At 60.9% G+C, this 24,651-nt stretch carries 20 protein-coding genes; 10 read left to right on the top strand and 10 right to left on the bottom strand.

Features of this window, described 5'->3' with window-relative positions; genetic code table 11:
- The first annotated feature begins 160 nt into the window (after positions 1–160).
- Positions 161–901, top strand: coding sequence for a pyruvate formate lyase 1-activating protein (gene pflA, locus SERRSCBI_RS08175; protein ID WP_031299859.1), 741 nt, complete (start codon positions 161–163; stop codon positions 899–901).
- A 49-nt stretch (positions 902–950) separates the two neighbouring features.
- On the opposite strand, the gene SERRSCBI_RS08170 is transcribed toward pflA, so the two are convergent.
- Positions 951–2,102 carry an MFS transporter gene (locus tag SERRSCBI_RS08170; RefSeq protein ID WP_033642558.1) on the bottom strand — a complete coding sequence of 384 codons (1,152 nt, stop codon included), beginning with the start codon at positions 2,100–2,102 and terminating at the stop codon, positions 951–953.
- A gap of 163 nt (positions 2,103–2,265) precedes the next feature.
- Here SERRSCBI_RS08170 and SERRSCBI_RS08165 point away from each other — a divergent pair, with 163 nt between their 5' ends.
- The gene (locus SERRSCBI_RS08165) at positions 2,266–2,631 is read left to right on the top strand and encodes a DUF1801 domain-containing protein (protein ID WP_042784105.1); all 366 of its coding nucleotides are present in this window, start codon (positions 2,266–2,268) and stop codon (positions 2,629–2,631) included.
- A gap of 53 nt (positions 2,632–2,684) precedes the next feature.
- Here SERRSCBI_RS08165 and serS read toward each other — a convergent pair whose 3' ends face one another.
- The 5 genes from serS to lrp all read right to left on the bottom strand — a co-directional run bounded on the left by serS (position 2,685) and on the right by lrp (position 10,489).
- Positions 2,685–3,977 (bottom strand): serine--tRNA ligase, encoded by a 1,293-nt coding sequence (gene serS / locus SERRSCBI_RS08160; RefSeq protein WP_033642556.1) that lies wholly within the window; start codon positions 3,975–3,977, stop codon positions 2,685–2,687.
- Positions 3,978–4,086: 109 nt separating this feature from the next.
- On the bottom strand, positions 4,087–5,373 hold the full coding sequence (locus SERRSCBI_RS08155) for a replication-associated recombination protein A (protein WP_046897122.1): 1,287 nt from the start codon (positions 5,371–5,373) through the stop codon (positions 4,087–4,089).
- Positions 5,374–5,440: 67 nt separating this feature from the next.
- Positions 5,441–6,052 carry an outer membrane lipoprotein chaperone LolA gene (gene lolA, locus SERRSCBI_RS08150; RefSeq protein WP_033642555.1) on the bottom strand — a complete coding sequence of 204 codons (612 nt, stop codon included), beginning with the start codon at positions 6,050–6,052 and terminating at the stop codon, positions 5,441–5,443.
- Positions 6,053–6,250: 198 nt separating this feature from the next.
- Complete coding sequence (locus SERRSCBI_RS08145) at positions 6,251–9,874, bottom strand: DNA translocase FtsK 4TM domain-containing protein (protein ID WP_042784104.1); 3,624 nt, start codon at positions 9,872–9,874, stop codon at positions 6,251–6,253.
- A 120-nt stretch (positions 9,875–9,994) separates the two neighbouring features.
- Positions 9,995–10,489 carry a leucine-responsive transcriptional regulator Lrp gene (gene lrp / locus SERRSCBI_RS08140; protein ID WP_004928318.1) on the bottom strand — a complete coding sequence of 165 codons (495 nt, stop codon included), beginning with the start codon at positions 10,487–10,489 and terminating at the stop codon, positions 9,995–9,997.
- Positions 10,490–10,544: 55 nt separating this feature from the next.
- Between lrp and SERRSCBI_RS24685 the strand changes: the two genes are divergently transcribed.
- From SERRSCBI_RS24685 to infA, 6 genes are all read left to right on the top strand, one after another.
- Entirely contained in the window at positions 10,545–10,985 is a 441-nt protein-coding gene (locus SERRSCBI_RS24685; RefSeq protein ID WP_156965092.1) for a hypothetical protein, read from the top strand.
- A gap of 158 nt (positions 10,986–11,143) precedes the next feature.
- Complete coding sequence (trxB, locus tag SERRSCBI_RS08135) at positions 11,144–12,115, top strand: thioredoxin-disulfide reductase (protein WP_019454557.1); 972 nt, start codon at positions 11,144–11,146, stop codon at positions 12,113–12,115.
- Between the two features lie 240 nt (positions 12,116–12,355).
- Positions 12,356–14,122, top strand: a complete 1,767-nt coding sequence (gene cydD / locus SERRSCBI_RS08130; RefSeq protein WP_042784102.1) for a cysteine/glutathione ABC transporter permease/ATP-binding protein CydD — start codon at positions 12,356–12,358, stop codon at positions 14,120–14,122.
- A gap of 2 nt (positions 14,123–14,124) precedes the next feature.
- Complete coding sequence (gene cydC, locus SERRSCBI_RS08125; protein ID WP_042784100.1) at positions 14,125–15,864, top strand: cysteine/glutathione ABC transporter ATP-binding protein/permease CydC; 1,740 nt, start codon at positions 14,125–14,127, stop codon at positions 15,862–15,864.
- A 29-nt stretch (positions 15,865–15,893) separates the two neighbouring features.
- A complete protein-coding gene (gene aat, locus SERRSCBI_RS08120; protein ID WP_033650663.1) occupies positions 15,894–16,619 on the top strand; it encodes a leucyl/phenylalanyl-tRNA--protein transferase in 726 nt (241 codons plus the stop codon).
- Positions 16,620–16,724: 105 nt separating this feature from the next.
- Positions 16,725–16,943 (top strand): translation initiation factor IF-1, encoded by a 219-nt coding sequence (gene infA, locus SERRSCBI_RS08115; RefSeq protein WP_002211347.1) that lies wholly within the window; start codon positions 16,725–16,727, stop codon positions 16,941–16,943.
- 205 nt (positions 16,944–17,148) lie between these two features.
- On the opposite strand, the gene clpA is transcribed toward infA, so the two are convergent.
- Positions 17,149–19,428 (bottom strand): ATP-dependent Clp protease ATP-binding subunit ClpA, encoded by a 2,280-nt coding sequence (gene clpA / locus SERRSCBI_RS08110; RefSeq protein WP_025302261.1) that lies wholly within the window; start codon positions 19,426–19,428, stop codon positions 17,149–17,151.
- 27 nt (positions 19,429–19,455) lie between these two features.
- Positions 19,456–19,776, bottom strand: coding sequence for an ATP-dependent Clp protease adapter ClpS (clpS, locus tag SERRSCBI_RS08105; protein ID WP_004928347.1), 321 nt, complete (start codon positions 19,774–19,776; stop codon positions 19,456–19,458).
- 355 nt (positions 19,777–20,131) lie between these two features.
- On the opposite strand from clpS, the gene cspD reads away from it, so the two are divergent.
- Positions 20,132–20,353: a cold shock-like protein CspD gene (gene cspD / locus SERRSCBI_RS08100; RefSeq protein WP_004928349.1), complete on the top strand. Its 222-nt coding sequence runs from the start codon at positions 20,132–20,134 to the stop codon at positions 20,351–20,353.
- A gap of 87 nt (positions 20,354–20,440) precedes the next feature.
- Here cspD and macB read toward each other — a convergent pair whose 3' ends face one another.
- Together macB and macA are read right to left on the bottom strand one after the other, a co-directional pair.
- Positions 20,441–22,387, bottom strand: a complete 1,947-nt coding sequence (gene macB / locus SERRSCBI_RS08095; protein WP_033642549.1) for a macrolide ABC transporter ATP-binding protein/permease MacB — start codon at positions 22,385–22,387, stop codon at positions 20,441–20,443.
- A complete protein-coding gene (gene macA / locus SERRSCBI_RS08090) occupies positions 22,387–23,502 on the bottom strand; it encodes a macrolide transporter subunit MacA (RefSeq protein WP_033642548.1) in 1,116 nt (371 codons plus the stop codon). Before macA ends, macB begins: the two co-directional genes overlap by 1 nt.
- 194 nt (positions 23,503–23,696) lie before the next feature.
- Here macA and SERRSCBI_RS08085 point away from each other — a divergent pair, with 194 nt between their 5' ends.
- Positions 23,697–24,650, top strand: coding sequence for a VirK/YbjX family protein (locus tag SERRSCBI_RS08085; protein WP_033642547.1), 954 nt, complete (start codon positions 23,697–23,699; stop codon positions 24,648–24,650).
- Position 24,651: the final 1 nt, after the last annotated feature.

Genomic DNA, 24,651 nt, shown 5'->3' with positions numbered 1-24,651 from the left:
ATGGATAGCCGGCAAAACAGTTATCCGGCAACTGACCGGCCGACAGGCATCATTACCCCCGGTGGCGGATCCCCCGCCGCTGCATCGCAGATACCTGGCCGGCGGCCACGCGCCTATTTTTAGACTGCGTTTGACAGTCCATATTGGAGAAAACCCCGCAATGTCAGTAACTGGTCGCATCCACTCCTTCGAATCCTGCGGCACCGTCGATGGGCCCGGGATCCGCTTTATCGTCTTCTTCCAGGGCTGCCTGATGCGCTGCCTCTATTGCCATAACCGTGACACCTGGGACACCCACGGCGGCAAAGAAGTGACCGTCGAAGAGCTGATGAAAGACGCGGTGGCCTACCGCCACTTCATGAACGCTTCCGGCGGCGGCGTGACCGCGTCCGGCGGCGAGGCGATCCTGCAGGCTGAATTCGTGCGCGACTGGTTCCGCGCCTGTCATGCCGAAGGCATCAACACCTGCCTGGACACCAATGGCTTCGTGCGCCGCTACGATCCGGTGATCGACGAATTGCTGGACACCACCGATCTGGTGATGCTGGATCTGAAACAGATGAACGACGAGATCCACCAGAATCTGGTCGGCGTCTCCAACCACCGCACGCTGGAATTCGCCCGCTATCTGGCGAAACGCAACCAGCGCACCTGGATCCGTTACGTGGTGGTGCCGGGTTGGTCAGACGACGATAAATCGGCGCACCTGCTGGGCGAGTTCACCAAGGACATGACCAACATCGAGAAAATCGAGCTGCTGCCTTACCACGAGCTGGGCAAGCACAAATGGATAGCGATGGGGGAAGAGTACAAACTGGACGGCGTGCATCCGCCGAAGGCCGAGACCATGGATCGCGTCAAAGGCATCCTGGAAAGCTACGGCCACAAAGTGATTTACTGACTGACGCAGCACCAAAGAAAAAACCGGCTCATGGCCGGTTTTTTTATGCTCAGGCGGCGGCGAACGGCGTGTGATGGCGATCCGGCTTCTGCTTTTTCAGCAGCATCAGCAGGTAAACCAGCGCCACGGCGGCGATCATCACGAACAGCACGCGGTCGGAATAGTTCTGCATCAGCAGCGCCGTCATCGATGGGCCCAGCAAGCTGCCGATGGTGTAACTCATCAGCAGCGCCTGGTTCATCGCCACCAGTTCGTGCGGCATTGCCTTCTCACAGGCCCAGGACATCGCCACCGGATACAGGGTAAAGCCGGCGCAGCCGAGGATGAACAGTGAAGGCGCCATGGCGTAGTTGCCGAGCATCGCCACGCTGGCGAGGATCACCACAAACACCTGAATGCGCAGCACCAGCAGGCGCCCGTAACGATCGGCCAGGCGCCCGACCGGCCATTGGCCGACGATGCCGGAGCTGACCAAGAGCGCCATCCAGTAGCCGACGTTAGCATCGCTCATGCCCTGATGAGAGAGATACAGCGGCATCAGGCCATACAGCGAACCGAGCACGATGCCGGAGATGATGCAGCCGTTGATGCCCAGGCGCGCGCTGCGGCGTCTCAACATTGTCCATACCGCCGCCTGCTGCGGCTCGTCTTCATGGCGGTTTACCCGCGCGAACAACATCGGCAGCATGGCGCTGATCACGATCGCGGTCACCCACGGCACCACGTGCAGCAATTCGGTCGAGGTCATGCTCAACAGTAACTGGCCGGTCACCGTACCGAGGTAATAGACAATCATATAGGCCGCCAGCAGCTGGCCACGGTTGCTCAAATTGCCGCTGCGCAAAAGCGCGCTCTCCACGATCACCCAGATCCAGGCACACCCGACGCCGGCGAAGAAGCGCCAGCCCAGCCAGCTCCAGAAATCGATCGACAGCACCATGCCGGCGGTCGCGGCGGCGAACAGCAAACAAGAGAGATGATAGCTGCGGGTGAAGCCAACGCGCTGGATCAGTTTGCCCGCTACCAACGTGCCCAACAGGTTGCCGCTGAAATAAGAGGAGCTGACCATACCCACTTGCCAGGTCGACAGCTGAGCATGGGTTAACCAAAGCGGCACTAACGTATTCAAAACGGCAATGGATACCGTGAGCAGCAAGAGGCCGCAGAGCAATAAGAGCACCGGGCGGGAGTAAGCGGACATAGTGAAATTGTGACCGAACGCGCAATGAGAGTGCGCGCATCATGCCACTGGCGATAAAAAAGTCAATCGCCTCTTATCATTCCAGCGCACGATTTGTTTCCGGCTAAGCGGCTGAAAAAGCGCTATGCTCAGCGCAGAGCGGATTTAACGACGGAGAAGCGAGATGAGTCAGGCAAATAATGCGGCGGTCGAGACCTTGCTGGCAGACATCGGCAGCACGCACGGCGAGCTGCTGGAGATCGTACAACAGGTGCGCCGGGTCGCTGCGGCGAGCGGCAGTGGCATCACCGAATCGGTCAAATACGGCGGCATCATGTTCTCGCATACTCAATTTTTCTGCGGCGTTTTCGCCTACCGCAGTCACGTCACGGTGGAATTCGGCCAAGGGCACCGACTGGAAGATCGCTATCAGCAACTTGAAGGCAACGGCCAATATCGGCGGCACATCAAGCTCCACTCGCCCGCCGAAGTGAAAAACAAGCACCTGGCGGACTACATTAAACAGGCTTACGCGCTGGCGACAGACTGAATTTCCGACATAAAAAAAGCGCCCGCAGGCGCTTTTTTCAAATGCTTTGCCGTTTAACCGATGTATTCCAGGCCGCCCATATAAGGACGCAGCACTTCAGGCACCTGAATGCGACCGTCGGCCTGCTGGTAGTTTTCCAGCACCGCCACCAGCGTACGGCCGACCGCCAGGCCGGAGCCGTTCAGCGTGTGGACCAGACGCGGCTTCTTGTCGGCCTTGCTGCGGCAGCGAGCCTGCATGCGGCGCGCCTGGAAGTCCCACATGTTGGAGCAGGACGAGATCTCGCGGTAGGTGTTCTGCGCCGGCAGCCACACTTCCAGATCGTAGGTCTTGCAGGCGCCGAAGCCCATGTCGCCGGTGCACAGCAGCACCTTGCGGTAAGGCAGGTTCAGCAGCTGCAGCACTTTCTCCGCATGGCCGGTCAGCTCTTCCAGGGCATCCATCGAATCTTCCGGACGGACTATCTGCACCATTTCGACCTTGTCGAACTGGTGCATACGGATCAAACCGCGGGTGTCACGGCCGTAAGAACCGGCTTCCGCACGGAAGCATGGCGTGTGCGCGGTCATCTTCAGCGGCAGAGTTTCCTCTTCCACGATCTCGTCGCGCACCAGGTTGGTCAGCGGCACTTCCGCCGTTGGGATCAGCGCGTAGTTGCTGCTGTCGGCTTCTTCTTCCAGCGGGCGGGTATGGAACAGGTCTTCGCCGAACTTCGGCAGTTGGCCGGTGCCGTACAGCGTGGCGTGGTTGACCAGGTAAGGCACGTAGGCCTCCAGGTAGCCGTGCTGTTCGGTGTGCAGATCCAGCATGAACTGGGACAGCGCGCGGTGCATGCGGGCGATTTGCCCTTTCATCACCACGAAGCGCGAACCGGTCAGCTTAACCGCGGCGGCAAAATCCAGCCCGCCGGCCATTTCGCCCAGATCGACATGATCGCGCACCGCGAAGTCGTATTGGCGCGGTTCACCCCAGCGGGTGACTTCCAGGTTTTCGCTGTCGTCTTTACCGTCCGGCACGGCGTCGTCCGGCAGGTTAGGCAGCGTCAGGGCATAATCGCGGATCTCGCTCTGCAGCGCATCCAGTTCCGCCTTGGCGGCATCCAGCTTGTCACCCAGCTCGTTCACTTCGCGACGCAGCGGCTCGATGTCTTCCCCACGCGCTTTGGCCGCGCCGATGGATTTCGATCGGGAGTTGCGTTCCGCTTGCAGCGTTTCAGTTTCTACCTGCAGAACTTTGCGGCGTTCTTCCTGCGAACGCAGCAGATCCAGATCGAGTTTAAAGCCTCGGCGAGCCAGTTTGACGGCGACTGCGTCTAGCTCATTACGCAGCAGATTGGGATCGAGCATGCTAATCCTGTGCTTGTTGTTATTGAAAGAAGTGTTGTTGTTCTATGCGGCTGATTTATAGCCGCATAAAAGAAGAGTGATACCCGCTAACCTTACCGCAACGGCCACGCTAGCGGTAGCGTTTTGTCGGGCTATTTTGATCCTGCTCAGCCAGCCATGCCAACTTTTCGCCGATTTTCCCTTCCAGCCCGCGCGAGGTCGGTTGATAGTAGCGCGTGTTGGCCATTTCGGGCGGGAAGTAGTTCTCGCCGGCGGCGTAGGCGTTGGGTTCGTCGTGAGCGTAACGGTATTCCGCCCCCAACCCCATTTCCTTCATCAGCTTGGTCGGCGCGTTGCGCAAATGCTCCGGCACGTCATAATCGGCCTGCTCTTTGGCGTCGCGCATGGCGGCCTTGAACGCGGTGTAAACCGCGTTGCTTTTCGGCGCGCAGGCCAGGTAAACAATCGCCTGCGCAATGGCGCGCTCGCCCTCCGCCGGCCCCACGCGGGTGAAACAATCCCAGGCGGCGATCGCCACCTGCATGCCGCGCGGATCGGCGTTGCCCACGTCTTCAGAGGCAATCGCCAACAGACGGCGCGCCACATAGAGCGGATCGCCGCCGGCGGTAATGATGCGCGCATACCAGTACAGCGCGGCGTCCGGCGCCGAACCACGCACCGATTTATGCAGCGCGGAAATCAGGTCGTAATAACGGTCGCCCTTGTTGTCGAAGCGCGCGCTGCGCTCGCCCGACACCTCCTTCAGCAGCTCCGGCGTCAGCACCCGCACGCCTTTGGCGTCGAGCTCCGCCATGTCCGCCATCATTTCCAGGCTGTTCAGCGCCCGGCGCGCATCGCCGCCCACCAGCTCCGACAGCAGGCGGCGCGTTTCCGCCGGCAGCTCGACGTTCTGGCCGCCAAAACCGCGCGCCTTGTCGTTCATCGCCTGATCCAGCACCTGGCCGATGTCTTCGGCGGTCAGCGCCTTCAACAAATAGACGCGGGCGCGCGACAGCAGCGCTGAGTTCAGTTCGAACGACGGGTTTTCGGTAGTGGCGCCGATAAAGGTGATGGTGCCGTCTTCAATGTGCGGCAGGAAGGCGTCCTGCTGACTTTTGTTGAAGCGGTGCACTTCATCGACGAACAGAATAGTGCGGCGGCCGGCGTCGCGGTTTTGCCGCGCCCGTTCGATCGCCTCGCGGATCTCCTTGATCCCGGAGGTCACGGCGGAGATCCGCTCGACGTCCGCCTGACCGTAACGGCCGATCAGCTCTGCCAGCGTCGTCTTTCCTGTGCCCGGCGGCCCCCATAAAATCATCGAGTGCAGCTGCCCGGCCTCGATGGCGCGCGGCAGCGGCTTGCCGGCGGCCAGCAGATGCTGCTGGCCGATATACTGCGCCAGCGTGGTCGGCCGCATACGCGCGGCCAACGGCTGGAACTCGTTCTGGGAAAAATCGAGCGACAGATTATTACTCACTTGCACCTCACTGGCGCTGGTCGTCCAGCGTCACCCCCTTCGGCGGGGTAAATTTGAATTTGGCCGGATCGGCGGTGACGTTCTGCTGGCTTTTCAGCGTATAAGCGCTGCGCTGGCCGTCCTGCTCCACCGCGGCGAAGCTGCGGATGGTGCCGCTGTTGGTCACGCTGATGGCGAACTGCTTCAGGTTGCCGCTGGCGGATTTCGGCGTCAGCTCGAAATCATCGCCCTTTTGCTTCACGTTGTACTGCTTCCAGTCGCTGGCATTGTTGCGGGTGATCAGCATAAACGGCGTATTGCCGGTGGCGTTCTTCAGCCAGGTCGCCGTCACCTGCTCAACGAACGGGTTATAGAACCACAGGGTTTGGCCATCGGAGACCAGCACGCTCTCATCGGGTGACGTCATGTGCCAGTTGAACAGGTTCGGCCGCTTCACCCACAGCTCGCCTTCACCCTGTTGCACCGCGGCGCCGTCGGCGCTGGTCACGGTTTGCGAGAAGCTGGCGTGGAAACTGTTCACCTTCGCCAGGCGACTTTGCAGATCCTGTGCGGCGTCGGCCAGCACGGAGGTAGAAGCGAATCCCGAAAGCAGACAGCAGGCAACTAACAGTTTTTTCATTATTCCAGATACCTTATGAAATGCGTTAACCGCAAGGCGGCGCCGTGCGGGTCAAATCAACCCTTTACCCCGTTACTTTACCCGAAGCCGGCGAACGGCCGGTAGGCCAATGTTCCGAGAAGAAACGGGTTTACGCTTCTTTGCACAAGGGCCGCTTAAGCGGCCCTTTCTTATTGAGTTGCAATGGCTAAACGACCATCAATCGTGCCGCGGCGGCGCCAGCACCTCGCGGTTGCCGTTGTGCCCCTGCTCGCTGACGATGCCCTGCGCTTCCATCTGTTCGATGATGCGCGCGGCGCGGTTATAGCCGATGCGGAACTGGCGCTGTACGCCGGAGATGGAGGCGCGGCGTTTATCCACCACGAAATCCACCGCCTGATCAAACAGCGGATCGAGCTCTTCGTCACCGTCCATACTGCCGCCGGCACCGCCCTCGCCGTCTTCACCGCCGCTGAGAATGCCCTCTTTATATTGGGGCCGCTCGCGCGCTTTCCAATCCTTGACCACCGCGTGCACTTCCTGATCGCGCACGAATGCGCCATGTACGCGCACCGGGATCGAGGAGTTCGGCGCCAGATAAAGCATATCACCCATGCCCAGCAAGGACTCGGCGCCCCCCTGATCGAGGATGGTGCGGGAGTCTATCTTGCTCGACACGGTAAAGGCGATACGCGTCGGGATGTTGGCCTTGATCAGGCCGGTGATCACATCCACCGACGGACGCTGGGTCGCCAGCACCAGGTGGATGCCCGCCGCACGCGCTTTTTGCGCCAGACGGGCGATCAGCTCTTCGACCTTCTTGCCGACCGTCATGATCAGGTCGGCGAATTCGTCGACCATCACCACGATGTACGGCTCTTTCTCCAGCACCGGCGGCGTGATGTCCATGCTGTCGGTCGGCTTCCAGAATGGATCCGGGATCGGACGCCCCATCGCTTCGGCCTGATCGACACGTTCGTTGTAGCCGGCCAGGTTACGCACGCCCAGAGCTGACATCAGCTTATAGCGGCGTTCCATTTCGCCCACGCACCAACGCAGCGCATTGGCGGCGTCTTTCATGTCGGTGACCACGTCGGTCAACAGGTGCGGAATGCCTTCATAAACCGACAGTTCCAGCATTTTCGGGTCAATCATGATAAAGCGCACTTCTTTCGGCGTGGCCTTATACAGGATGCTCAGGATCATGGCGTTGACCCCAACCGATTTACCGGAGCCGGTGGTACCGGCGACCAGCAAGTGCGGCATTTTGCCCAGATCGGCCACCACCGGCTCGCCGGAGATGTCTTTACCCAATACGATGGACAGCGGCGACGGGTTGTCGCGGAAGGCCGGGCAATCCAGCACCTCGCGCAGGTATACCGTTTGCCGCTTGGCGTTCGGCAGCTCCAGACCGACATAAGGCTTACCGGGGATCACTTCCACCACGCGCACCGCCGAAGTCGACAGCGAGCGCGCCAGATCGCGCGACAGGTTGGAAATGCGCGCCGCTTTAACGCCCGGCGCCAGATCCAGCTCGAAGCGGGTGATGACCGGCCCCGGCAGGATGTCCACCACGTCGGCTTTCACGCGATAATCGGCCAGGCTGGCCTCCACCAGGCGCGCTTTCTGTTCCAGCGCGAAGGAATCGACCGGCTCCACTTCTTTCGGCGCTTCGGTCAGCAGATCCAGCGTCGGCAGAGGCGTGGTCGGTTTCTGCAGCGGCTGATCGTTGCGCATCAGGAACGGGTGAATCAAGCTGTCCATCGCCGGATGCTGCTCAGCCTGAGGTTGCTGAGGCTGCTGCACCTGCGGCTGTTGCTGCGGCTGCTGATATTGCTGCTGCGGCTGTTGGTATTGTTGAGGCTGAGGGTGCGATTGCTGAGGTTGAGCAGCCGGCGCCGCAGGCTCAAACTGGCCGAACGGCACGTCGTCCTCTTGCTCGCTTTCCAGTTCAATGCGCTCTTCAAGCTGCGGCGACAGCGTGAACATCGGCTCGCTCGGGCCATCGTCCACCAGATCCGCCATCGGCGAGAAGCTGAAAGCATTGCGGGTATCGACCGGGCTGGCGGCCGGCGCCTGCGGAGCAGGCTCTTGCTGGCCATAACGCGCCTGCTGCTGCTCGGCGAATGCCTGACGCAGCGCAGCCTCTTGCCGCGCCGCTTCGTCGTCCTGCTGGTCTTCGCCGTAACGCTGGCTCTGTTGCTCGGCGAACGCTTTGCTCAGCTCAGCCTCCTGCTGAGCCTGTTCATCATCCTGCTCCGGCGCGTAGCTTTCGCCGTAGCGCTGGCTTTGCTGCTCGGCGAACGCCTGGCGCAGCGCGGCTTCTTGCAGCGCCTCTTCTTCCTGCGGGTTCGCCGCCGTCAGCTGTTGAGGCTCCGCCTCTGTCTGGCGCTGTTCCTGTTCGGCCGCACGCTGCGAAGGCAGCTTGATACCGTAGGAAGCCAGCTCGCGACGGGTCGGGATGCGCACCGGGTTCGGCCGCGGCAGCTCAGGACCGATGCCCTGCTTAACCTGCGGATTGCCGTCGCTGGTCGCCGTGAAGGCCGGCATAAAGGTCGCCGCCGCAACGCCCGCAGCAGCGGCTGCCGCCGTATCCGGCTGCGGTTTGGCGCCGGTGGCGCTGAAACTGCTCGAACTGCCGATGTCAACGCTGTCACGCTGTGCGGCGGTAAAATCAAAGGGAGAACGCGCCGGCGGCTGCGGCGCGGCCGGCTCTTGCCAGTTACCAAGGCGCGGCTCATCGTCATCCTGATAAGGATCGACAGGACGCGTCGCCTTAGGCGCAGGCGTTTCTTCCGGGATCTCGAAGGAATACAGCGGCGGCGTAGCGTCTTGCGCCGGCGCACTTACCGGGTGCTGATTGACCGAGGCCGGCGCGGCCGGCGCCACCGTTACCGACGGCGCCTGAGCGGCGATCGGCGCAGCGACGGGCTCGTGGATCTCTGCCTTCACCGCCGGTGCAGGCGAAGCCACCGGCGCGCTGGGTGCGGCTTCTGCTTCAAGCTCACCATCGTCGGCGCGCAGGCCGCTGAGCAACGGATCGGCGGCGTCTTCCGCCGCCGCTTTGGCGCTTTCGGTAACCGAAGGCGCGGAGAACAGCACGTCGTCATCTGCGGCCGCGGCTCCGGCGGCGGTCGCGGCAACCGCTGCGGCGGCACCCTTCCCTGCCTGCTCAGGCTCGTCGTCAACGTAACGCTCGTCATCCTCGAAATAGCGCTCTTCGCGACGTGAGCGATTGGTCATCACCGTCGCAACGCCCAACACCGCCCCGCCGATCTTCTCGGCGATCACCAGCCAGGACCAGCCGGTAAACAGCGTCAACCCCGCCGCCCATACGCACAGCAGCGCCAGCGTAGCGCCGATGCCGTTGAACCACGGCAACATGGCGTTGCTCAGCAGGCTGCCGATCACGCCGCCGGAGGCGAAGTAATAGAGATCGTCAACGTTCAGCGCCGCCAACCCACAGGAGGTGAGCACTAACGCCAGGGTGCCGATCAGGCGCAGGGAAAGCGCGAAATAGTCGATGTAGTCTCTGTTGCTGCGTTGGCGATAAGCCGCCCAGCACAGGACCAGCATGATCGGCGGTATCGCGTAGGCGAGCACCCCGAAGGTGAAGAACAGCGTATCGGCCAACCAGGCCCCGACACCGCCGCCCAGATTGTGAATCGGCTCATGCCACGCGGTCTGCGACCAGCTTGGGTCAGACGGGTTGAAACTGACCAACGCAGCCATGAGGTAAACGGCAAAAATCGCTACCACGATAAGCACAGCTTCCAGCAAACGCCGGCCACTGCTGAGTCTTTTCAGGGTAACTTCTTTATCTTCTGTATATTCCTGGCTCAAGAAAGGCTCTCCAGGTTCCTGTTAGCTGACATAGCAACAGCGCCGAGAAACTGCCCCGGCGCCGAAACTGTATGAATAAACAGGAGTGTAACCAATTTAATCAGGTTTTGCACCTGCACCTTACCGTGTTTTGATAACCAGACGGTTACTCTGTTTCACTTCTTCCATCACTACGTAGGTACGGGTGTCGTTAACCCCCGGCAAACGCAGCAAGGTTTCGCCCAGCAATTTGCGGTAAGCCGACATGTCCGGTACGCGGGTTTTCAACAGGTAGTCGAAATCGCCGGAAACCAGATGACACTCCTGAATCTCTTCAAGCTTCTGCACTGCCGAGTTGAATTGCTCAAACACATCCGGCGCGCCGCGGTTCAACGTGATCTCCACGAAAACCAGCAGGGACGCATCCAGATAATGCGGGTTCAGCAATGCGGTATAGCCATGAATGAAACCCTGGCGCTCGAGACGGCGCACGCGTTCCAAACATGGTGTCGGGGATAACCCCACGCGCTTCGAAAGCTCGACGTTCGAAATACGCCCATCCTTCTGCAGCTCATTCAGGATGTTGCGGTCGATACGGTCAAGATCTTTACCCGGGCGTTTCTTGTTGTCTGCCATTATTATTGTCTCTCTTATTTTCTTCCGTGCACTTGCCACACCCTAGCCAACGTCAATGTGTAAGGGTTCGTTCCAAGCGAAGACCCGATGCCTGTCATGTGCTTCTTCACTACCATCATTCCACGCCGCGCAGCCTGTCTGTCCAACTCCGCGCAGCGACGGCAACGATGTTTCGGTCGAGAAAAAATCAGCAAACGCTTGCGCGCCCTGCTCCGCACTCCCGCTGCGTATCGTCGCCTTGCGGCGCAAATACGTACGATTTGCTGGTGTTACGGGGATAATTTCTTCTTCCTATGATGTTTTCGCAAATGCGCAGCGGATTGTCAAAGTAAAAGAAGCAAAATCAGAACAACGTACCGTCATGAAAAGTCTGCATCCCATTTTTGATTATGAATCGCTGGCTGATAAACCCCGGTCGGGAGCGGCGGAAGCCGCAGAGTGCGCCGTTTTTGCACGGTTGGCGATTCGCTGGCCGAATGCGGCTTTGATAAGTTAAATTTCTGCGTTCGACGACCGATTTACCGACAACGGATGCATTAATAGGCGACAACTATCATACAAATCGTTAACAACGTCGCCCGGCGCTTTTTTTACTGCGCTATTTTCCCTACAATCGGCTTCATTGTCCGCCATTGTGGAATAAAGAGGTTATTCATGGGCACGGCTAAACATAGCAAATTACTGATTCTGGGTTCCGGCCCGGCCGGTTACACCGCCGCCGTCTACGCGGCGCGCGCCAACCTGAACCCGGTGCTGATCACCGGTCTGGAACAAGGCGGCCAGCTGACCACCACCACCGAAGTGGAAAACTGGCCCGGCGACGCCGAAGGCCTGACCGGCCCGGCGTTGATGGAGCGCATGCGCGAGCACGCGGAGAAGTTCCAGACTGAAATCGTCTTCGACCACATCAACAGCGTCGATCTGCAGCAGCGTCCGTTCCGCCTGTTCGGCGACAGCGGTGAATACAGCTGCGACGCGCTGATCATCGCGACCGGCGCCTCCGCCCGCTATCTTGGCCTGCCTTCCGAAGACGCGTTCAAGGGCAAAGGCGTTTCCGCCTGCGCAACCTGCGACGGTTTCTTCTACCGCAACCAGAAAGTCGCAGTGGTCGGCGGCGGCAATACTGCCGTTGAAGAAGCACTGTACCTGTCAAACATCGCCGCCGAGGTTCACCTGATCCACCGTCGCGACAGCTTCCGTTCGGAGAAAATCCTGATCGACCGGCTGATGGAAAAAGTGAAGAGCGGCAACATCGTGCTGCACACCGACCATACGCTGGACGAAGTGCTGGGCGATGAAATGGGCGTGACCGGCGTGCGTATCCGCAGCACCAAAGCGGAAAACGAAACCCGTGAGCTGGAACTGGCCGGCGTGTTCATCGCCATCGGCCACAGCCCGAACACCGGCATCTTCGGCGGTCAGCTGGAGCTGGAAAACGGCTACATCAAGGTGCAGTCCGGCATTCACGGCAATGCGACCCAAACCACTATCCCCGGCGTCTTCGCCGCGGGCGACGTGATGGATCACATCTACCGTCAGGCGATCACCTCCGCCGGCACCGGCTGCATGGCGGCGCTGGACGCAGAGCGTTATCTGGACGGCATCGCCGGCGCAGAAGTCTGCTAAGACGTTTTCATCATCGGCAAAAAGCGGCTCTCGAGCCGCTTTTTTTGTTTCTGGGCTCAGCAATCTCTCTCTCCCATCTGTTATAGCCATATTTGCCCGCTTTATTCTTTTCAGTCTGCCGGGTCACGAGGTAACATGAGGCCTCGCTTGTTTGTCGCCGATTGCGCCAAACACTATTATTTAACAGTACGTTAACCCAGCCCGTAACAAACGGGCGCCGGCGACGCAGACGCATATCTGATGAAAAAAACCAGACAGCAACAGTTAACCCGTTGGCTTAAAACCCAGAGTTCGTTAGCGCAGCGTTGGCTGCGCCTTTCCATGCTGTTGGGGTTGTTCAGCGGCCTGCTGATCGTGGCGCAGGCGTGGCTGCTGGCCAGCCTGCTGCACGCCCTGATCATCGAACATACCCCGCGTGAGCAACTGATCCCTTCGTTTATCTGGCTGGCCATCGCGTTCGCGCTGCGGGCGCTGCTGAGCTGGCTGCGGGAACGGGTCGGTTTTCTGTGTGGGCAGGTGATCCGCCAGCGCATGCGCCGGCAGGTGCTGGATAAGCTGCAGCAGCTCGGGCCGGCCTGGATCCAGGGCAAACCGGCGGGCAGTTGGGCCAGCATCATCGTCGAACAGATCGAGGATATGCAGGACTATTACTCGCGCTATCTGCCGCAGATGTATCTGGCGGTGTTTATCCCGCTGCTGATCTTGATCGCCGTCTTCCCGATCAACTGGGCCGCCGGTTTGATTCTGTTGGCGACCGCGCCGCTGATCCCGCTGTTTATGGCGCTGGTGGGCATGGGGGCCGCCGACGCCAACCGCCGCAACTTTGTGGCGCTGGCGCGATTGAGCGGTAACTTCCTCGACCGCCTGCGCGGCCTGGACACCCTGCGGCTGTTCGACCGCGCGCAGGCCGAAACCGCGCAGATCGCCAAATCCTCCGAAGACTTCCGCAGCCGCACCATGGAAGTGCTGCGCATGGCCTTCCTCTCCTCCGGCGTGCTGGAGTTCTTCGCGTCGATCTCCATCGCCGTAGTGGCGGTGTATTTCGGCTTTTCTTACCTCGGCGAACTCAACTTCGGCAGCTATGGCCTCGGCGTAACGCTGTTTTCCGGTTTTCTGGTGCTGATTCTGGCGCCGGAGTTCTTCCAACCGCTGCGCGATCTCGGCACCTTCTATCATGCCAAGGCGCAGGCGGTCGGCGCGGCGGAAGCGCTGGAAACCTTCCTCAGCGCCGAAGGCGAGCAGATGGGCAACGGCACGCGGAAGTTGCCCGCCGATCAATCGCTGACGCTACAGGCGAACGAATTGGAAATTCTGTCGCCGAACGGCGTGTTGCTGGCCGGGCCGCTGAGTTTCACCCTGCAACCGCAGCAGCGCGTGGCGCTGGTCGGGCTGAGCGGCGCCGGCAAAAGTTCGCTGCTCAATCTGCTGCTCGGCTTCCTGCCCTACCGTGGATCGTTGACCGTCAACGGCATCGAACTGCGTGACCTGTCCGCAGAGAACTGGAGGCAGCAGCTGAGCTGGGTCGGGCAAAACCCGCACCTGCCGGCGCAAACCTTGCGCGCCAATATCCTGCTAGGCTGCCCGCAGGCCGATGAAACGCAGCTGCAGCAGGCGGTGGAACACGCCTACGTCAGCGAGCTGTTGCCGTATCTGCCGCAGGGGCTCGACACCGAAGTGGGCGATAACGCCGCCCGCCTGTCGGTCGGCCAGGCGCAGCGCGTGGCGGTCGCCCGGGCGCTGATCGGCCCGCGCCGCTTGCTGCTGCTCGATGAACCGGCCGCCAGCCTCGATGCCCATAGCGAACAACGGGTGATGCAGGCGTTGAATGCCGCTTCGCATCAACAAACCACCCTGCTGGTGACGCATCAGTTGGAAGATACCGAAGACTACGATCAGATTTGGGTGATGGATAACGGGCGTATCGTGCAGCAGGGCGATTACGCCACCCTCAGCGCCCAGCCGGGCCTGTTCGCCACTCTGATCGCCCACCGCCGCGGGGAGCTTTAATCATGCGCGTGTTGTTGCCGTTTTTGGCGTTGTATCGCCGCCATAGCCTGCTGATTAGCCTGGGCATCATTTTGGCGATCGTCACCCTGCTGGCCAGCATCGGCCTGCTGGCGCTCTCCGGCTGGTTCCTGGCCGCCTCTTCGCTGGCCGGATTGGCGGGCCTGCTAACCTTCAACTACATGCTGCCCGCCGCCGGCGTGCGCGGCGCGGCGATCTTCCGCACCGCCGGGCGCTACGCCGAGCGCGTGGTCAGCCACGACGCTACCTTCCGCGTGCTGTCGCACCTGCGGGTGTTCACCTTCAGCAAGATCCTGCCGCTGACGCCGGGCGGCATCGCCCGTTTCCGCCAGGCCGACCTGCTCAACCGCCTGGTGGCGGACGTGGACACGCTGGATCATCTTTATCTGCGGGTGATCTCGCCGCTGATCAGCGCGGCGGTGGTGATCCTGGTCGTCACTTACGGCCTGAGCTGGCTGGATCCTGCACTCGCCCTGACGCTGGGCGGCATTCTGCTGCTGCTGCTGCTACTGGTGCCGCCGGTGTTCTATCGCGCCGGCAAACCGATCGGCGGCCAACTCACCGCGCTGCGCGGCCAATACCGCACCGACCTGACCGCCTGGTTGCAGGGGCAGGCGGAACTGGTGGTGTTCGGCGCCGTCAACGACTTCCGCCAGACGCTGAACGCCACCGAACAGCGGTGGCAACGCCGCCAGTGGCAGCAGGCCTCGCTGAGCGGCAAGGCGCAGGCGCTGATGATCCTCGCCAGCGGGCTGACGGTGACGCTGCTGCTGTGGCTGACCGCCGCGGGCATCGGCGGCGATACCCAACCCGGCGCGCTGATCGCGCTGTTTGTCTTCGCCGCGCTGGCGTCGTTCGAAGCGCTGATGCCGGTGGCCGGCGCCTTCCAGCATCTCGGTCAGGTGATCGCCTCCGCCACGCGGGTCAAACAGATCATCGATCGCCAACCGGAAGTCACCTTCCCTGCCGCCGGCCCGGCCGCTGCCGATCGGGCGCAGCTCAGCCTGCAGCAGTTGAGTTTCACCTACCCCGATCAGCCGCAGCCGGTGCTGCGCGACGTTACGCTCGAGGTGGCGGCCGGCGAACACATCGCCTTGCTCGGCCGCACCGGCTGCGGCAAGTCCACCCTGCTGCAGCTGCTGACCCGCGCCTGGCGCACCGACGGCGGAAAAATTCTGCTCAACGGCGAACCGCTGGAGGATTATGATGAAACCACGCTGCGCCGAATGACCACGGTCGTCAGCCAGCGAGTGCATATCTTCAGCGATACGCTGCGGGAAAACCTGCGGCTGGCCGCACCGGATGCCGACGACGCTCGCCTGAGTGACGTACTGCAGCAGGTGGGGCTGGGCAAATTGCTGGACAGCGACGGCGGGCTGAACGCCTGGCTCGGCGAAGGCGGCCGGCAGCTGTCCGGCGGCGAACAGCGTCGGCTAGGCATCGCCCGCGCGCTGCTGCATCCGGCTCCGCTGCTGCTGCTTGACGAACCGACCGAAGGGCTGGACGCCGAGACCGAGCAGCAGATCCTGGCGCTGCTGCGCCGGCATTGTCAGGGCAAGACGCTGATCCTGGTGACGCACCGCCTGTACGGCCTGGAACATCTCGACCGCATTTGCGTAATGGATGACGGCCAAATTGTCGAACAGGGCGATCACGCCACCCTGATGCGCCAGCAGGGCCGCTATGCCCGCTTTCGCAACCGTATCAGCAACCTGGCGCCTTAATCGGCCCGTAGAGGACGCAGAGACCCTGTATGCGCATCGTTAAGCTCTCCCCGCAGTCGCTGGCGTTTCCCTCGCCTGAGGGCGCCCTGCGCGACCCCAACGGCCTACTGGCGATCGGCGGCGACCTCACGGCGCCGCGGCTGCTGGCGGCCTATGAGCGCGGCATCTTCCCCTGGTATTCGCCGGGAGAGGCCATCCTGTGGTGGTCGCCCGACCCGCGTGCGGTGCTGTTCCCGGCCGAGTTTCATCTTAACCGCAGCCTGAAACGCTTTCTGCGCCACGATCCGTTTCGCATCACGCTCAATCACGACTTCGCCGCGGTGATCGCCGCCTGCGCCCACCGGCCGGATGAAGGCACCTGGATCGGCCCGGAGGTGCAGCGCGCCTATCAGCATCTGCATCGCCTCGGCTACGCGCACTCGGTGGAGGTCTGGCAGGATGATCAACTGGTTGGCGGCATGTACGGCGTGGCGCAGGGCGCGTTGTTCTGCGGCGAATCAATGTTCAGCCGCGTCACCAACGCCTCAAAATGCGCATTGATGGCCTTTTGCCGCCATTTTGCCGCTTATGGCGGGGAATTGATTGACTGCCAGGTGCTGAACGCTCACACTGCCCGCCTTGGCGCGCGTGAAATTCCGCGCCGTCAATTCTTGCAGCAGCTCAGCACCCTTCAACGGCGGCCTTTGGCACCGGCGTGCTGGGAGCCGCAAGTCATATCCCCACAGCCGGTTGAACCGCCCTATCCAGTAAACTAATTGATGGAAACGGTGCAATGTTCACCGACACATCTTTACATAATGGGGGTTTTTCGGCATTATCTTGCCGGTTAAAAACTAAGGTAGTTAGACCTAGAGGATTCGATGGCCAAAGAAGACAATATTGAAATGCAGGGCACCGTTCTTGATACGCTGCCCAACACCATGTTCCGCGTTGAATTGGAAAACGGGCACGTGGTAACCGCACACATCTCCGGTAAAATGCGTAAAAACTATATCCGCATCCTGACGGGCGACAAAGTCACTGTAGAGCTGACCCCGTACGACCTGAGCAAAGGCCGCATTGTCTTCCGTAGCCGTTAATCGGCTCACCGCGCGCCACACGCTGGCGGCATCGAGGATGTAATCCCTCGGGAGCCCTTTCCGTTTACCCCCGCAGCGACGTTAAACAACGGGTTGCAGGTGCGCAGGTAAACTGAGAGGGCTCACTCGTTTCTGTTGTACGGTGAATCTCACCCATAAAAAAAGCGATGCCGAAGCATCGCTTTTTCTTTGCCTGCAGGCAGCCTTAGTGCACCGCGCCCTCGTCCGCCTTGCGCTTGGCGGCGCTGAGGAAGTGGTAAGTCAGCTGTTTCTTGTCCTTGTCCAGCTCGACCTTCACGGAACCGCCGTCCACCAGCGAACCGAACAGCAATTCGTTGGCCAACGGTTTCTTCAGGTTTTCCTGCATGACGCGCGCCATCGGACGAGCACCCATCGCACGGTCGTAGCCCTTCACCGACAGCCAGTCGCGCGCTTCGTCGCTCACTTCCAGCGAGACGCCCTTCGCATCCAGCTGCGCCTGCAGTTCGACGATAAACTTGTCGACCACCTGCTGGATCACCTCGGTAGACAGATGGTTGAACCAGATGATGTTGTCCAGACGGTTGCGGAATTCCGGCGTAAACACCTTCTTGATCTCTTCCATCGCGTCGGTGCTGTTGTCCTGCTGCACCAGGCCGATCGACTTGCGTTCGGTTTCCCGCACACCGGCGTTGGTGGTCATCACCAGGATCACATTGCGGAAGTCCGCCTTGCGGCCGTTGTTGTCGGTCAGCGTACCGTTGTCCATCACCTGCAGCAGCAGGTTGAACACGTCCGGGTGCGCCTTCTCGATCTCATCGAGCAGCACCACCGCATGCGGATGCTTGATCACCGCATCGGTCAGCAGCCCGCCCTGATCGTAACCAACGTAGCCCGGAGGCGCGCCGATCAGACGGCTGACGGTATGCCGCTCCATGTACTCGGACATGTCGAAACGCAGCAGCTCGATATCCATCGCCTTGGCCAGCTGTACGGTGACCTCGGTTTTCCCGACCCCGGTCGGCCCGGCGAACAGGAAGGAACCGACCGGCTTGCGCTCGTGGCCCAGACCGGCGCGGCTCATCTTGATCGCTTCCGTCAATGCTTCGATCGCCTGATCCTGGCCGAATACCAGCATCTTCAAGCGATCGCCCAGGTTTCTCAGCACGTCGCGATCGCTGGCCGACACGGTTTTCTCCGGGATGCGAGCGATACGCGCCACCACGGATTCGATATCGGCCACGTTGACGGTTTTCTTGCGCTTGCTGGCCGGCATCAACCGGCTGCGGGCGCCCGCCTCGTCGATCACGTCAATCGCCTTGTCCGGCAGATGGCGATCGTTGATGTATTTCACCGACAGCTCCACCGCGGCGCGGATCGCCTTGGCGGTATAACGCACGTCGTGGTGCGCTTCATACTTGGTCTTCAGGCCGTTGATGATCTGGACGGTCTCTTCCGCCGTCGGTTCGGTGATATCGATCTTCTGGAAACGGCGCGCCAGAGCGCGATCCTTTTCGAAGATGTTGCTGAACTCCTGGTAGGTGGTCGAGCCGATCACCCGGATCTTGCCGCTCGACAGCAGCGGTTTGATCAGGTTGGCGGCATCCACTTGCCCGCCGGAAGCCGCACCGGCGCCGATGATGGTGTGAATTTCATCGATGAACAGGATGCTGTTCTGATCCTGTTCCAGCTGCTTGAGCAGCGCCTTGAAGCGTTTCTCGAAGTCGCCGCGGTATTTGGTGCCGGCCAGCAGTGAACCGATATCCAGCGAATACAGCGTGCAGTCCGCCATCACTTCCGGCACGTCGCCCTGCACGATACGCCAGGCCAGGCCTTCGGCGATGGCAGTCTTGCCCACGCCGGATTCGCCGACCAGCAGCGGGTTGTTTTTACGACGACGGCACAGCACCTGAATCGCGCGCTCCAGCTCACGATCGCGGCCGATCAGCGGATCGATGCCGCCCACACGGGCCAACTGATTGAGGTTGGTGGTGAAGTTTTCCATACGGTCTTCCCCTCCGGACTGCTCTTCGTTCACCGGGTTTTCCGCATTCGGCGCTTGGCCCGGCTCGTCTTTACGCGTGCCATGTGAAATGAAGTTCACCACGTCGAGACGGCTGACGTCGTGCTTGCGCAGCAGATAGGCCGCCTGCGATTCCTGCTCGCTGAAAATAGCCACCAACACGTTGGCGCCGGACACTTCGCTGCGGCCGGAGGATTGCACATGGAAGACCGCGCGCTGCAGCACGCGCTGGAAGCTGAGCGTCGGCTGAGTGTCGCGCTCTTCTTCGCCGGCGGGCAGCGTCGGTGTGGTTTGTTCGATGAAGGCTTCCAGCTCCTGGCGCAACGCGGCCAGATCCACCGTACATGCCTCAAGCGCTTCTCGCGCGGCAGGGTTGCTCAGCAACGCCAGCAACAGGTGCTCCACGGTCATAAACTCGTGTCTGTGCTCACGCGCCCTGGCGAAAGCCATGTTGAGACTGAGTTCCAGTTCTTGATTGAGCATAAGCACCTCCCCAATAGATTGCCTTATTCAGGCTTTTTCCAGCGTACAAAGCAACGGATGCTCGTTCTCCCTTGCGTACCGGTTCACATGGACGACTTTGGTTTCCGCCACCTCGGCGGTAAAAACACCACAGATCGCCTTGCCTTGATAGTGGACCGTGAGCATCAGTTGCGTTGCGCGTTCAATATCATAAGAAAAGAACTTTTGCAGAACGTCAATCACAAATTCCATCGGTGTGTAATCGTCGTTGTTAAGTATAACTTTATACATAGACGGCGGTTTTACCGCATCGATTTGTTTTTCTTCGGCCAAGTGTTCAAAGTTTAGCCAATCGTTGTTATTGCCCATCGCTGCTCATCTTCTCTGCTCTGCCCTCTGATATGGGGACAGGTTTCGGTTATTCAAAGTGGGGATAGTTACTATTTTATCATCTTCGGCATCGTCCCGCCGCACTGTAACGTGCGCAAAAAAACGGGCCAATTGTGACTGAATCGTGGCAATAGCGTTACCTGCTTCAAACTTTGGTGAACTGCTCCCCGCCGACAAAAGCCGATCCCTTGACGCCCCGATCATTTGCTCTAGAGTGTAAATTCGTGGCTGGTGGTCTTTTAACCACCCCTTGTCCACCCTGCTACTCGCCCACGGCGAGTGCGAAATCAGTTATTCATCTCACTTAAAATAGCGTTGCGAGGGATGTAAAAGCATGGAGACGGGTACTGTTAAATGGTTTAACAACGCCAAAGGTTTTGGCTTCATCTGCCCAGCCGGCGGCGGCGAAGATATTTTCGCGCATTATTCCACAATCAAGATGGATGGTTACAGAACGTTGAAGGCGGGCCAGCAGGTCAGCTTTGACGTGCATCAAGGGCCCAAAGGCAACCATGCCAGTCTTATTGTGCCAGTGGAAAGCGAGGCGCTGTCCTAAACGCTTCCGGCAGCGTCGCGCTGCACTGACTCTGACTGCGATAAAAATGCCAGCCGCCGTGTGACTGGCATTTTTTATGCCTATGACTTACTCGCGCGCCAGCGCATCGATCGGATTCAGCCGCGCGGCATTGCGCGCCGGCAGATAGCCGAACACCACGCCGATGCCGGTGGAACAGAGGAACGCGCTCAGCAACGCCGCCGGCGGGAAACTGATCTGCCAACCCGGCAACACCAGCTGCACCGCCAAACCGATAGCGAACGACAACGTAATCCCCAGCGCGCCCCCCACCAGGCAAACCAAGACCGCCTCGATCAGGAACTGCTGCAACACATCGCCGGAACGCGCGCCCACCGCCATGCGGATGCCGATCTCACGCGTGCGCTCGGTCACCGACACCAGCATGATGTTCATCACGCCGATGCCGCCCACCACCAGCGAAATCACCGCCACCAGCGTCAGGAACAGCTGCAGCGTGCGAGTGGTTTTCTCCGCAGTTTGCACCAGGCTGTCCATGTTATAGGTGAAGAAATCCTTCTTGCCGTGGCGCAACGTCAGCAGACGCGACAGCTGTTGTTCCGCTTCCTTGCTGTCGTAGCCGTCGCGGATGCGCACGGTGATCGAATCGAAATAGCTGTTGCCCATCAGCCGGTTGGCCATGGTGCTGTACGGCACCCACACGTTCAGCGTCTTGCTGCTGCCGAACATCGACTGCTTCTCTTTAGCCACGCCGACCACCGTCGCCGGCATGTTGCCCACCAGGATCACCTCGCCTACCACGTTCTTTTGGTGCGGGAACAGCCGCCGTTGGGTATTGGCGTCGATCACCACCGTCTGCGCCTGTGACTGCACCTGCATCGGGTCGATGCCGACGCCCTGGGTAAAGCTCATGCCGTACACGCGGAAGAACTGCTCGCTGACGCCGTTGACGTTGGCCGCCGCGTCGACGTTGCCCAGCCGCAGCCGCATGCTGCTGCTGATGCTCGGCGACAGCGCGCTGATGTACGGCTGTTCGCGCAGCGCGTCGAGATCGCCGTATTTCAACGATTGCCGGTAGGTCGGATCGTCGTCGCCGAAGTCCTTGCCGGGGTAGATATCGACGGTGTTGGTACCGATCGATTTAATGTCCGCCAGCACCATCTGCTTGGCAGCGTCGCCGATCACCAGGATCGATACCACCGAGGCGATGCCGATAATGATGCCGAGCATGGTCAGCGCGGTGCGCATCTTGTTGGCCGCCATCGCGCGCCAGGCCATGACCAGCGCTTCGCGAAAGCGGCCGCCCATCTGCCGCCAGGAAGGCGCCGCGGCGGCCAGCGTCAGCGGCTTGGCCTGGGCATCCTCCGACGGCGCCGGACGGGAATCGGCGATGATTTCGCCGTCGCGGATCTCGATGATCCGTTCAGCCTGACGCGCCACCGCCGGATCGTGAGTCACCAGGATCACCGTGTGGCCCTGGGCGCACAACTGTTTGAGGATCGCCATCACCTCTTCGCCGGAATGGCTGTCGAGCGCGCCGGTCGGCTCATCCGCCAGGATCACCTGCCCGCCGTTCATCAGCGCGCGGGCGATACTGACGCGCTGCTGCTGGCCGCCGGAAAGCTGGCTCGGCCGATAGTTGACGCGCTCCCCCAGCCCCAGACGGCGCAACAGCGCCTCCGCCCGTTCGCGCCGCGCCGCTTTGCCCAGCCCGGCGTACACCGCCGGCACCTCGACGTTATGCGCCGCGCTCAGGTGCGGCAGCAGATGATAACGCTGAAAGATAAAGCCGAAATGCTCGCGCCGCAGCTGCGCCAGCGCATCGTCGCTCAGCGTCGCCACGTCCTGGCCGGCCACCCGATAGACGCCGGCGCTCGGCTTGTCCAGGCAGCCGAGAATGTTCATCAGCGTCGATTTGCCGGAGCCGGAAGCCCCCATGATCGCCACCATTTCACCGGCGTCGATGCTCAGACTGATCCCCTTCAGCACCTCCACCGTCTGCTCGCCGGAACGGTAGCTGCGGCGGATGCCGTTCAGTTGCAACAGCGCCGCCATCAGCCGGCCTCCACGCCGCCGCGGCTGACGATCACCTCATCGCCCGCCTCGAGCCCGCTGAGGATCTGCACATCGATATTGTTGCGCAGGCCGATGGCCACCTCACGCTTCTCTTCCTTGCCCTGTTTCAGCACCGAAACGTGGTAGCGATTGTCGGCGATCTGATCGCCCAGCGCCGCCAGCGGGATCACCAGCGCCTGCTGGACGCCGGCCAGTTGAATGTGCACCTGCGCCGTCATTTGCAAGCGCAGCAGCCTTTCCGGGTTGGGCACTTCGAAACGCGCGTAATAGAAGATGGCGTTGTTGACCTTTTCCGGCGTCGGCTGAATGTCTTTCAGCACGCCGTCGAAGCGCCGGGTCGGATCGCCCAGCACTGTGAACCAGGCCTTCTGACCCGGCTTGAGGTTAATGACGTCGGCCTCCGAGACCTGCGCCTTCACCAGCATGGTGCCGAGATCCGCCAGCGTCAGAATGTTCGGCGCCTGTTGCGCCGCGATCACCGTCTGGCCCTGCAGCGTGGTGATCTGCACCACGTCGCCATCCATCGGCGCTTCGATGCGGGTATAGGCCAGATTGATCTTGGCGGTATCCAGGCTGGCCTGGTTGCGGGCGATCTGCGCATTGATGGTGCCTACCTGCGCTTTCTTCACCGCCAGCTGCGTCGCCGCCTGATCCAGATCCTGACGCGATACCGCCTGCAGTTTGGCCAGCGCCTGGTTGCGCTGCAGCGTAACCGCCGCCAGCTGCTGTTCCGCCTGCGCCTGCAGCAGCTGCGCATGCAGCTCGCGCAGCGTCGCCTCGCCTTCACGGATGCTGTTCTGCGCCTGTTGCGGATCGATAACCCCCAGCAACTGACCTTTTTTCACCTTGTCGCCGATCTCGACATACAGCTTTTCCAACTGCCCGCTGACCTGCGCGCCGACGTCAACCTTGCGCACTGCGTCCAGCTGGCCGGTCGCCAACACGTTCTGCTGCAGATCGCGCTTGGTGACCTTTACCGTTTTGAAATCGGTCGGCGCCGGATGGCGGAAGTGCCAAACGGCCGCCGCGGCAATCGCCGCAATCACCGCCAGTGCGAGTATCCAGCGGCGTTTATGTCCTTTAAACCCTGTCAAAATTGACCTGCCTGTGCTTGTGAATATCAACCGCCCATTGCGGCGGCGGAGCTAAATTAGCACGCACCGTAGGGAATAACTAAACCTTAGCTCAACACAATGTGGAGACACGCTTGGTTACAGTTCGGCATTGAACTCCCGTTTAGTGAAGCCTTGATGAAATAGCGCCATTCAACACAGCCAAGGATTTCATCATGTCACAGCTCAGCTACCCACTCGCCTCCGCCCGGCCGCTTAACGGCTGGCAACTGATGACGGCGCTGATCAATGGCGAAAAGGCACCGAGCAACGCCTGGAAAAAAACCTCGTTTCGCCTGAAGTTTCTCGGCCGTTCGCTGCTCAACTGGCGCACCACCAGCGGCCTGCTCAGCACCCTGGCCAGCAATCCGCTGCTGGAGGAGATCCTGAGCGCGCAGCCGAACCTGCCGTGCAAACTGCATCGTCCCTACCTGGCGGCCAACATGAGCAAGATCGAATGCCTGTTCGCCCTGCGCGATCATTACGATCTCATCGTACAGCGCATGCCGCTGAAGATGCGCCTCGGCCACCTCGGCCCGCATGCCTTCGTGCTGGCCAGCGCGATGGGCAAGAACGAAGCGCCGATCACGCTGGAGCTGGCGGCGATCGACAAACTGAATAAGGAAGGGGAAGCCACGCTGCTGCTGCGCAACGCCAACGGCGTGATGCTGGCGGAGATCACCTTTGCGCTGATGCATTATCAGCAGCAGCCGACGTTGTTCATCGGCGGCCTGCAGGGCGCGAACCATGACGTGCCGCACGCCGAGATCCAGCACACCACCAAAGAGTGTCACGGCCTGTTCCCTAAACGGCTGGTGCTGGAAGGCATCTGCACGCTGGCGCGGCACCTCGGCATCCGCCAGATTGTGGCGGTCGGCAACGCCACCCATATCTATCAAAACTGGCGCTACCAGAGTAAGAAGAAGGACAAGCTGCACGCCGATTACGATCAGTTCTGGCTGTCGATGGGCGCCAAACCGCTCGACAGCGGCTATTTCCTGCTGCCCGAACGCATCGCCCGCAAGCCGATCGAAGAGATCGCCAGCAAGAAGCGCGCCGAGTATCGCCGCCGCTATCAGCTGCTGGACGAGCTGGAACAGGGATTGGCGGCGCACTTCTGCGCCCGATAAC

The organism is Serratia sp. SCBI (assembly GCF_000747565.1).
Taxonomy (GTDB): Bacteria; Pseudomonadota; Gammaproteobacteria; order Enterobacterales; family Enterobacteriaceae; genus Serratia; species Serratia ureilytica.
This window is presented reverse-complemented; position numbering and strand designations above follow the sequence as displayed.